The sequence below is a fragment of the Pseudomonas sp. genome, from assembly GCF_049645325.1.
Taxonomy (GTDB): Bacteria; Pseudomonadota; Gammaproteobacteria; order Pseudomonadales; family Pseudomonadaceae; genus Aquipseudomonas.
This window is the reverse complement of record NZ_JBARTQ010000098.1, coordinates 1-10,116: the sequence shown is the minus strand read 5'-3', so window position 1 is coordinate 10,116 and position 10,116 is coordinate 1. Positions and strand designations below refer to the sequence as shown.

The 10,116-nt window shown below is 63.0% G+C and carries 9 protein-coding genes; 8 read left to right on the top strand and 1 reads right to left on the bottom strand.

The features are described from left to right. Positions 1-213 precede the first annotated feature (213 nt). From WBB95_RS04115 to WBB95_RS04085, 7 genes are read left to right on the top strand one after another with little or no spacing between them, the layout of a single operon-like run. The gene (locus WBB95_RS04115; RefSeq protein WP_424486426.1) at positions 214-1,416 is read left to right on the top strand and encodes an ABC transporter substrate-binding protein; all 1,203 of its coding nucleotides are present in this window, start codon (positions 214-216) and stop codon (positions 1,414-1,416) included. A gap of 57 nt (positions 1,417-1,473) precedes the next feature. Further along, positions 1,474-2,334 carry a branched-chain amino acid ABC transporter permease gene (locus WBB95_RS04110; protein WP_424486425.1) on the top strand — a complete coding sequence of 287 codons (861 nt, stop codon included), beginning with the start codon at positions 1,474-1,476 and terminating at the stop codon, positions 2,332-2,334. Position 2,335: 1 nt separating this feature from the next. After that, the gene (locus WBB95_RS04105) at positions 2,336-3,346 is read left to right on the top strand and encodes a branched-chain amino acid ABC transporter permease (RefSeq protein WP_424486424.1); all 1,011 of its coding nucleotides are present in this window, start codon (positions 2,336-2,338) and stop codon (positions 3,344-3,346) included. Then, a complete protein-coding gene (locus WBB95_RS04100; protein WP_424486423.1) occupies positions 3,343-4,092 on the top strand; it encodes an ABC transporter ATP-binding protein in 750 nt (249 codons plus the stop codon). Before WBB95_RS04105 ends, WBB95_RS04100 begins: the two co-directional genes overlap by 4 nt. Beyond that, a complete protein-coding gene (locus tag WBB95_RS04095; RefSeq protein ID WP_424486422.1) occupies positions 4,092-4,787 on the top strand; it encodes an ABC transporter ATP-binding protein in 696 nt (231 codons plus the stop codon). The genes WBB95_RS04100 and WBB95_RS04095 overlap by 1 nt, the downstream gene beginning before the upstream one ends. A 13-nt stretch (positions 4,788-4,800) precedes the next feature. Next, the gene (locus tag WBB95_RS04090) at positions 4,801-6,069 is read left to right on the top strand and encodes a Zn-dependent hydrolase (RefSeq protein ID WP_424486421.1); all 1,269 of its coding nucleotides are present in this window, start codon (positions 4,801-4,803) and stop codon (positions 6,067-6,069) included. Beyond that, positions 6,066-7,469: an amidase gene (locus WBB95_RS04085; RefSeq protein ID WP_424486420.1), complete on the top strand. Its 1,404-nt coding sequence runs from the start codon at positions 6,066-6,068 to the stop codon at positions 7,467-7,469. The genes WBB95_RS04090 and WBB95_RS04085 overlap by 4 nt, the downstream gene beginning before the upstream one ends. Positions 7,470-7,959: 490 nt before the next feature. Here WBB95_RS04085 and WBB95_RS04080 read toward each other — a convergent pair whose 3' ends face one another. Beyond that, positions 7,960-9,081 carry a cytochrome P450 gene (locus WBB95_RS04080; RefSeq protein WP_424486419.1) on the bottom strand — a complete coding sequence of 374 codons (1,122 nt, stop codon included), beginning with the start codon at positions 9,079-9,081 and terminating at the stop codon, positions 7,960-7,962. A gap of 74 nt (positions 9,082-9,155) precedes the next feature. Between WBB95_RS04080 and WBB95_RS04075 the strand changes: the two genes are divergently transcribed. After that, the gene (locus WBB95_RS04075; RefSeq protein ID WP_424486418.1) at positions 9,156-9,851 is read left to right on the top strand and encodes an ArsR/SmtB family transcription factor; all 696 of its coding nucleotides are present in this window, start codon (positions 9,156-9,158) and stop codon (positions 9,849-9,851) included. The last annotated feature ends 265 nt before the right edge of the window (positions 9,852-10,116 follow it).

The following is a 10,116-nucleotide window of genomic DNA, read 5'->3' as shown; positions in this document are numbered from 1 at the left end:
GCCCAGCGCGGGGCAAGCCCGCTCACTACAGGGAGATTTTTCAGCCTTGAAAGTTGTGTAGATACTTATGCGCATCGCAGGCAAGCCAGCCCACACATTTGACCGAGTTCAAACCGATAAGCCGAGTCACCCAATAACAGGCCTGCCCACAGGCCCTGCTCCACCGTATCGCCCTTGCCGCTCCTGCCAATAACTAAACCAGGGAGTCACCCCATGCAGCGTCGTACGTTGTTAAAAGCCAGCCTCACCGCTGCAGCCGCCCTCAGCCTTCCGTTGAGCGTGCGGTCTGCATTCGCCGCCGAGCCCTTTACCTTTTACGGCCTCAAGTCCATGTCTGGCGCCTTTGCCAGCTATGGCAAGTTTGCCGACATGGGTTCGCGCCTGGCCGTGGAACAGCACCCCGAGCTTCTCGGCCGCCCGCTGAACTACAAGGTCATCGACACCGAAGGCAACGCCGGCAAGGCCGTGCGCAAGGTTCAGGAAGCGATCCAGCAGGACGGTGCGCGCTTCTTCCAGGGCTGCACGCTGTCGTCATCCGCTCTGGCGGTGGCCAAGGAAGTCAGCAAGGCCGGCGGCGTGTTCATGACGCCAGTGGGCGCTGATGAAGTCACCGGCAAGGACTGCAACAGTGCGACCTTCCGCTGGTCGGTGCCCACCTATGGCGCCATCCGCGAAACCATGGTGCCGCTGATCAAGCTGCTGCCGGACGCCAAGCGCTGGTACACCATCACCCCACAATATGTGTTCGGCGAAGCCTTGCTCGAAGGCGCGAAAACCGTGCTCAAGGAAAGCGGCCTGGAACATGTCGGCAACAGCTACCACTCCTTGCAGGAGCAGGAATTCTCCGGCTACCTGACCAACGCCATCGCCGCCAAACCCGACGTGCTGGTGCTGCTCAACTTCGGCAGCCAGTCGTCCAACACCCTGCGCCAGGCGGTGAACTTCGGCATCAAGGAGCGCATGAAAGTGCTGCTGGTGTGGTCCGCCGGCCTCGACCAGTTCCAGGAACTGGGCAGCGATGTGCTCGAAGGCGTGTACCTCGGCGCGCAGTACTGGCACCAGGTCGACAGCCCGCTCAACCGCGAACTGGTCAAGCTGACCCAGGCCAAGTACGGCATCAACCCTACCTACCCGCTGGCCGCCGACTACATCAGCACCAGGGTCATGCTGGAAACCATCCTTGCCACCGGCAGTTTCGACGGCCCGACCGTGGCCAAGGCCATGCAAGGCCTGAGCTTCGAAGGCCCGACCGGCAAGGAGTCGATCCGCGCCGGCGACCATCAAGTGATCAAGGATTACTACCTGATGATCGGCAAGGCCAGCGGCGACATGGCCGACAAGGACGACCTGGCCAAGGTGCTCAGCGCCGGCCAGTCGTTCCCGCCGGTCGAGGCGACGGGCTGCACGCTCGCCTGAGCCCCTGAACATTGCACCGCAGGGCTGCGCAAGCAGCCTCCTGCTGAGGGTTTCTGCATGCTTAATCTTTACCTGTTCCAGATACTCAATGGCCTGGGGTTGGGGATGATCTACTTCCTGATCGCGGTCGGGCTGACGATCATTTTCGGCCTGCTCAACTTCGTCAACTTCGCCCACGGCGCGTTTTTCCTGCTGGGTGCCTACATTTGCTACACCGCCGTCAGCCTCACCGGCAGTTTCTGGCTGGCGCTGCTGATCGCGCCGCTGGTGGTGGCCGCGCTGGCGTGGGTGATCGAGCGACTGCTGATCCAGCGGATTTACCACTTGCCGCACATGTTCCAGATTCTGGTGACCTTAGGGATCGCGCTGATCATCCAGGAAGCCAGCGTGATGATCTGGGGCCCGGTGGGCAAAAGCGTCGCCGTGCCGGAACTGCTGCGCGGCGTGCTGGTGGTGGGCGATTTCGTCTATCCCTACTACCGACTGTTCCTCATCGTGTTTTCCGCGCTGGTCGGCCTCGGCCTCTGGCTGCTGCTGGAACGCACGCGCTTCGGCGCCCTGGTGCGCGCCGGCAGTGAAAGCACCGAAACCGTGTCGCTGCTCGGCACCAACATTTTCCGCCTGTTCTCCATGACCTTCGCCCTCGGCGTAGGCCTCGCCGGTATGGCCGGCGTGCTGTTCGCCCCGTTGCGCGGCGCCCAGCCCTTTGTCGGCCCGGAAATTCTCGGCGTGGCCTTCGTGGTGGTGGTGATCGGCGGCATGGGTTCCTTCAGCGGCGCGCTGGTCGGCGGTTTGCTGGTGGGCGTGGTGCAAAGCCTGATGACCACACTCTGGCCCCAGGGCGCGAGCCTGATGATCTACGGCGCGATGGCCGTGGTGATTCTGGTGCGCCCTTACGGCCTGTTTGGGAGAGCCTGACATGAGCGAGAAAAACCCCCTGCCGTTTGCCAAGACCCAATCGCGCTACATGCTGCTGTTGGTGCTGGCGGTATTGATCGGCCTGCCGTTGATTCTGCCCTCGGCGACCCTGGCCACCGAAATCCTGATCTTCGCCATGGCGGCGCTGGCGTGCAACCTGCTGCTGGGTTACACCGGGCTGTTGTCGTTCGGCCAAGGCATCTTCTTCGGGGCTGGCGCCTACTGCGCGGCGCTGCTGATGATCCACCTGCAACTGGGCCTGTTCACCGCCTTGCTGGGCGCCGCTGTCGCCGGTGGCTTCCTGGCGTTTCTGGTCGGCGCTCTGGCGATACGACGAACCGGCATTTACTTCGTGATGCTGACCCTGGCGTTCAGCCAGATGGCCTACTTCGTCGCCTATACCTTGAGCGACTGGACTGGCGGCGACAACGGCCTGCTCAGTGTGCCACGCCCGGAAATCCGCATCGGCGACACCGTGCTGCTGTCATTGGCCGATGCCCATGCGTTTTATGGCTTCGTCGCGGTGCTGTTCCTGCTGATTTTCATCGGTGCGCGTCGGGTAATCGCCTCGCCGTTCGGCAGCACCTTGATGGCGATCCGCGAAAACGAAACCCGCGCCTCGGCCATCGGCTACGACACGCGCCACTTCAAGATCCTGGTGTTTGTGTTGTCCGGCGCAGTCACGGGGATTGCCGGCGCGCTGTACGCCATGCTGCTGCACTTTGTACCGCTGTCGAATATCGACCTGGCGATGTCCGAAAACATCCTGATCATGACCATCGTCGGCGGCACCGGCTCGTTGTTCGGCTCGCTGCTGGGCGCCGGCTCCATCGTGTTGCTGGGGGATTTCCTCTCCGACCTGTGGCCGCGCTGGCTGATGCTGCTCGGCGTCATCCTGATCCTGGTGGTGATCTTCATGCGCGGCGGCTTGTGGGGCGGGTTGTCGTCACTGTTTGAACGGGTTCGAGGCAGCCGCAAAGCCGGCGTCGTGACCAAGGAGGAAGTGCTATGAGCATCCTGCTGGAAACCCACAATCTGGAGTTGGCCTACGGCGCGTTCCGTGCGGTAAATGGCGTCAACCTCAAGGTCGAAGCCGGCACCATCCACACCATCATCGGCCCCAACGGCGCGGGCAAGACCAGCCTGTTCCACTGCCTGACCGGAGAACGCCAAGCCACCGCCGGGGCGATCCATTTCGACGGCAAGAACCTGATGCGCAAACCTGCCCACGCCCGCGTCGGGCTGGGCATGGCGCGCTCGTTCCAGCTGACCAGCCTGTTCCAGAACCTCAGCGTGCGCGAAAACCTGCGCCTGGCCGCCCAAGGCCGTGACGGTGCACGCGCCCTGAACTTCTGGCGCCGCGTCGACAGCAAGCGCGAACACCTGGAGATGGCTGACCAGGTGCTCGAACGCCTGCAACTCACCCGCCGCGCCGACACCCTGGCGGGCGAGTTGTCCCACGGCCAGCAACGGGTGCTGGAGGTGGGCATGTCGATCTGCTCCAAGCCGAAACTGTTGATGCTCGACGAGCCCACCTCGGGCATGGGCATCGATGACATTCCGATCATGACCCAACTGATCAGCGACCTCGGCCGCGACCACACGGTGCTGTTGATCGAACACAACATGAGCATCGTCATGTCCATCAGCCAACGCATCACGGTGATGAGCCACGGCCAGATCCTGGTGGAAGGCACGCCGGAGTTCGTGCGCGCCGATGAACGCGTGCGCACCGCTTACCTTGGGGAGGCTGCCTGATGCTGATCGTCGAGAATATCCATTCCTACTACGACAAGAGCCACGTGCTCGAAGGCGTGTCATTGACCGTCAACCCCGGCGAACTGGTGACCTTGCTGGGGCGCAATGGCGCGGGCAAGACCACCACGCTGCGCAGCATCCTCGGGATTATTTGCCCGCGTCAGGGCCAGATTCACTTCAACGGCCAGGCGCTGGTGGGCCAGAAGATCTTTGAAATCGCGCGCCAGGGTCTGGCGCTGGTGCCGGAAAACCGCGGGATCTTCCGCCTGCTGACCGTCGAGGAAAACCTGCGCATCGCCGTGCGCAAGAGCAGCCGCTGGCAGCTGGAAGACGTGTACGGCATGTTCCCGCGCCTCAAGGAGCGGCGCAAAAACGCCGGCCACGCGTTGTCCGGCGGTGAGCAACAGATGCTCGCCATTGCCCGCGCGCTGCTCAACGATCCCAAGCTGCTGATCCTCGACGAACCCACCGAAGGCCTCGCCCCGGTAATCGTCGACGAACTGGTGAAGATCCTGCGCAAGGTCAAGGACGACGGCCTGCCGGTGCTGCTGGTGGAACAGAACCTGATGGTCTGCGACAAGCTCGCCGACCGCCATTACGTACTCGAACAGGGCCGCGTGGTCTACGAGGGCAGCGCCGCCGCCTTCCGCGCCGACCCGAGCATCAAGAATCGCTATTTGGCCCTGAGTGCCTGACCGGAGACTGCCCATGAATAGTTTTGCGCAACCGCTCAAGAGCAACGCCCCGCTGATCAACCGTGACCGCCTGTGGCAATCGCTGATGGAGCTGGCCCAACTCGGCGCCACGGTCAAAGGCGGCGTGTGTCGCCTGGCCCTCACCGACCTCGACCGCCAGGCCCGCGACCTGTTTGTGCAATGGTGCGAAGCGGCCGGGTGCAGCGTCAGTGTCGACGCCATCGGCAATATTTTCGCGCGCCGCGCTGGGCGCAACTCCGCCCTGCCCCCGGTGATGACCGGCAGCCATATCGACACCCAACCCACCGGCGGCAAGTTCGACGGCTGCTACGGCGTGATGGCTGGCCTGGAAGTGATCCGCACCCTGAATGACCTCAACATCGAAACCGAAGCACCGATTGAAGTGGTGGTGTGGACCAACGAAGAAGGCTCGCGCTTCCCGCCGTGCATGATGGGCTCCGGGGTGTTTGCCGGTAAGTTCGACTTGCAGGACACCCTCGACAAGCTCGACGACCAGGGCCTGTCGGTGGGCGCCGAATTGCAGCGCATCGGCTATGCCGGTTCGCGTGCCGTATTGGGCCACGCGGTCGGCGCGTATTTCGAGGCGCATATCGAGCAAGGCCCGGTGCTCGAAGACCAGGCCACGACCATTGGCGTGGTGATGGGATGCCTGGGCCAGAAGTGGTTCGACCTGACCCTCACCGGCGTCGAAGCCCACGCCGGCCCCACGCCGATGCACCTGCGCAAGGACGCCCTGGTGGGCGCCGCCGAAGTGGTCAGCGCGGTCAACCGCATCGCCCATGAACAACAACCCCACGCCTGCGGCACCGTCGGTTGCCTGAGCCTGCACCCCGGTTCGCGCAACGTGATTCCCGGCCAGGTGCACATGACCATCGACCTGCGCCACCTGCACGCCGACACGCTGCAAGCCATGGTTGATGAAGTGCGCAGCGTGATCGAGGCCACGTCCGCCCGCCACGGGTTGACGTTTGAACTGACGCCCACCGCCGACTTCCCTCCACTGGACTTCAACCCGGCCTGCGTCAACGCCGTGCGCGATGGCGCGAGTGCGTTGGGCCTGAGCCACATGGACATCGTCAGCGGCGCCGGGCACGACGCGATTTTCGTCGCCGAACTCGGCCCGGCCGGGATGATTTTCGTGCCGTGCGAAGGCGGTATCAGCCACAACGAAATCGAAAACGCTGCGCCGGACGACTTGGCGGCGGGCTGCGCGGTGCTGTTGCGCGCCATGGTCAACGCGGCGCAGGGAGATCCGGCATGAGCGAGATCGCTGATTTGACGGCAGTCCAGTTACTCGCACATTACCGGGACAAGACGCTGTCACCCGTGGAAGTCATCGAAGACACGCTGCTGCGCATCGAGCGCTACAACCCGGTGGTGAACGCCTATTGCCACGTCGACCCGGAAGGTGCGCTGCAGGCTGCGCGTGCCTCGGAGCAGCGTTGGCTCAAGGGCCAACCTTGCGGCGCGCTGGACGGGGTACCGGCGTCGATCAAAGACCTGACGCTGACGATCGGCATGCCCACGCGCAAGGGCTCACGCACCTCATCGGCCGAAGGGCCGTGGGACGTGGACGCGCCCTTCTCGGCCCTGATGCGCAAGGCCGGTGCAGTGTTGCTGGGCAAAACCACCACCCCGGAATTCGGCTGGAAAGGCGTCACCGACAACCCCTTGTATGGCATCACCCGCAACCCATGGGACACGCGCACCACGGCGGGCGGTTCGTCGGGCGGCGCGGGCGCTGCGGCGGCGTTGAACCTGGGTGTATTGCACCAAGGCAGCGATGCCGGCGGCTCAATCCGGATTCCGTGTGCATTTACCGGCACTTTCGGCATCAAGCCGACCTTCGGTTATGTGCCGCAATGGCCGGCCAGTTCCATGACGATTCTGTCGCACCTGGGGCCGATGACCCGCACCGTGGAAGACAGCGTGCTGATGCTGCAGGCGGTGGCGCAACCGGATGCGCGCGACGGCTTGATCGGCGCGCCGAGGACCACGCCCTGGCTTACACCAGGAACGGACCTGAAAGGTTTGCGCGTGGCCTACAGCCCCACGTTCGGTTATGTCGATGTGGACCCGCAGGTGGCTGAAGTAGTCGCCCAGGCGGTGCAAGGCTTGGTGCAGTTGGGCGCGCATGTCGAAGAAATCGACCCGGGGTTCAGTGACCCGCTGGAGGTGTTCAGCACCTTGTGGGCCGCCGGCGCCGCGCGGCTGACGAGTGCGATGAGCGATTCGCAGAAGCAGCTCCTGGACCCGGGTTTGCTGCGTATTGCCCAACATGGCGAGCGGTTGAGCCTGGGTGATTTCAACGCAGCGCTGGAAGCACGCGCGGCGTTGGTGGCGCGGATGGCGGCGTTTCATGAGCATTACGATGTGCTGGTGTCGCCGATGATGCCGATCACGGCATTTGAGGCGGGGCATAACGTGCCGCCGGGTTCGGGGATGGCGGAATGGATGGAGTGGACGCGGTTTACTTACCCCTTCAATTTGACGCAGCAGCCGGCGGCGTCGGTGCCATGCGGGTTGGCGGCGAATGGGCTGCCGGTGGGGCTGCACGTGGTCGGGGCGCGGTTTGCGGATGAGCAGGTGTTGAGGGTTTGTCGGGTGTATGCGGCGGCGTTTCCGACGGGGCATTTGCGAGCGCCGGTGATGCGGGGCTGAGCGCTTCGGGGGTTTGTGTGTATATCCGTTTTTTGGGTGATGGCGGGTATCGGTTCCGCCCTTACGGCGGCTCACTTTTGGTGGAGCGCAAAAGTAAGCAAAACGCTCTTGCCCCTCCACTCGGTGCCTCGCCTAGGCTCGGCATGCCCTCACTCCGGCTTGAATCCGTGGGCCGCCGTGACGGGCCATCCTTGGCCCAACACGGCTAACCCGGCGTCCTGCCGGGTTGCCCACGGCTTCAAGCCTGCGTTCGGCCATCGTGGTTAACGGGGCGCCTGAGATCAAGTTCACAATCACAAGCAAGATCAAAAGCAGAGCACGGCGGCCTGAAAGCCGACCTGAGTGGTTGGATCAAGAGCGGCTTGTGTGGGAGCTGGATTTTGATCGTTCCCACGCTCTGCGTGGGAATGCAGTCTGTGACGCTCCGCGTCACAACCTCGGCGTTCCCACACAGGGCGTAGGGACGATCACTTTTGATTGCGCGCAAGGGTCACTGGGTTGGTACGAGCTTGTGAAACCTGGGAATACGGCCGTTGAGCGACGGCCAGTAACTGAACCGACAAGCACCGGCCAACAACGCGGGTTGGCGATGCAGCAACGCCAATAAGGCCTGCGAGGCAATGGTCAGCGCGAGTCGCTGGCCAGGACATTGATGGCGTCCCGAGCCGAAACTGAAGAGGCGTCGTTGCGCGCGCTCAAGCAGAAAGCTGTCGGGGCTCGGGTTGGCCGCGCTGTCACGATTGGCCGACGCCAACAGCACTAAAACGGTATCCCCCACCTCAAGGACGCGGTTGCCGATTGTGCAACGTGCGGCAACGAATCGCCGTGTGTTTTGCACCGGCGAATCGTAACGGGCGACTTCCTCCACCAACGCCATCACGAGCGCTGGCGTTCGCTGGACCCGGTCGATCAGTTCCGGCTGTCGAGCGAGCATCACCAGCGAATTACCAATCAAGCCGGCGCTGGCTTCACAGGTCTGCGACAGCAAGCCGATCAGGTTGGCAGTCAACCTGTCAGCGTCCTGCCAGTCACCTTCACGGATCTGTGCCAGCAACGCCGTTTCTGCCAACAGGCCACTGAACATCCGCCGCAGCTGAGACGCGCCGGCATCCGACTCAAGCAATTGCGCTTCGCTGCTCAGTGGTGAAAGGCAGGCAACGAAGTCTCGCGTGAGCGCGGCGACAGACGCCAACTGCTGCGCCTGAAACCCCAACAGCGCGGCAATTACTGACACGGGCACGCTGAACATCAACGCTTCGAGGTCATCCACGCCGTCGATCAGCGACGCCATCACGTCTGCGACAAGTGGTGCGTCCACAGCCGCGAGCGCGGGCTCGATGGCCGCCCTCGGGCATCGATGGGCCGGCCCTTCGTTCATGCGCATCAATCGCGCAAAAACCTGCCCCGCGGCGCCTTGGGCAATCGCCTTGGGCACCGGCTCGTGGGGCGGGCGTACGCGACAATCCGGATGTGCCAGGACCGCCTCGACCGTATCGGCCCGGCTGGCAATCCATAGGCCAAGGTCGGCATCGAACATCAATTCATCGTGGCGCCTCAGACGTGCGTAATACGCATAGGGATCAGCATGGGTAGCGGCTTGCAGCGGTGTCATCCGGGGCGTCCTGTGCTCAAAGAAGCGTTACTATCTGCCCTTCCACTCGGCAACGATTCGCTCAGGAACGAACTATGAACGCCCATGACGATGACGCGGCACTCTCCCAAGTGGCGGGTGCAATTGCCGAACCTGCGCGCACAAAAATGCTCTGCGCACTGATGGACGGGCATGCACGCACCAGCACCGAGATGGCCGTCATTGCCGGGGTGAGCCCCTCCACCGCCAGCGCTCATTTGGCCAGGCTCAAGGACGATGGCTTGCTCACGCTGCACACCCAGGGACGCCACCGCTATTACAGCCTGGCTGGCCCTCACGTCGCCCAGGCTATCGAGGGCTTGATGGTGATCAGCCGCAATTCCCGCCAGGCCTTCGTCTCGACCACGCCCAATCGGCTGCAGTTCGCGCGTACCTGCTACGACCACATGGCAGGCACGCTGGCGGTTCAGTTGCATGACCATTTCATCGCAGCCGGCTGGCTGGTCGGTGATGGCACCTACCAGCTCACCGTGACCGGCGAAACAGCGATGATCGAACTTGGCATTGATATAGCGACATTGCGCGCACAGCGTCGACGCTTCGCGTGCGCCTGCCTGGACTGGAGCATGCGCCGCCCGCATTTGGCCGGTGCTTTGGGCGCAGCATTTTTGCAGAGTGCACTCCGTCGCAAATGGGTGACACAGGATTTGGACAGCCGGGCACTGGGAGTGACAGTCAAAGGCTGCAGAGCATTGGCGAACCGGTTTGAAATACAGACTCATAAACAATGAAAATCGAAATGTGGGAGCTGGCTTGCTCGCGAAGGCAGTGTGTCAGTTGATAGATTCCTTGCCTGACCCACCGCATTCGCGAGCAAGCCCGCTCCCACAATTGAACCTCATTTCATCAGGTAGACCTTGTGCTGCTTCGCTGTTGCCCTGCTTCTGCTTCAACCACTCAGGTCGGCTTTCAGGCCGCCGTGCTTTAGATTTTGATCTTGATCTCAGGCGCCCCGTTAACCACGATGGCCGCACGCAGGCTTGAATCCGTGGGTAA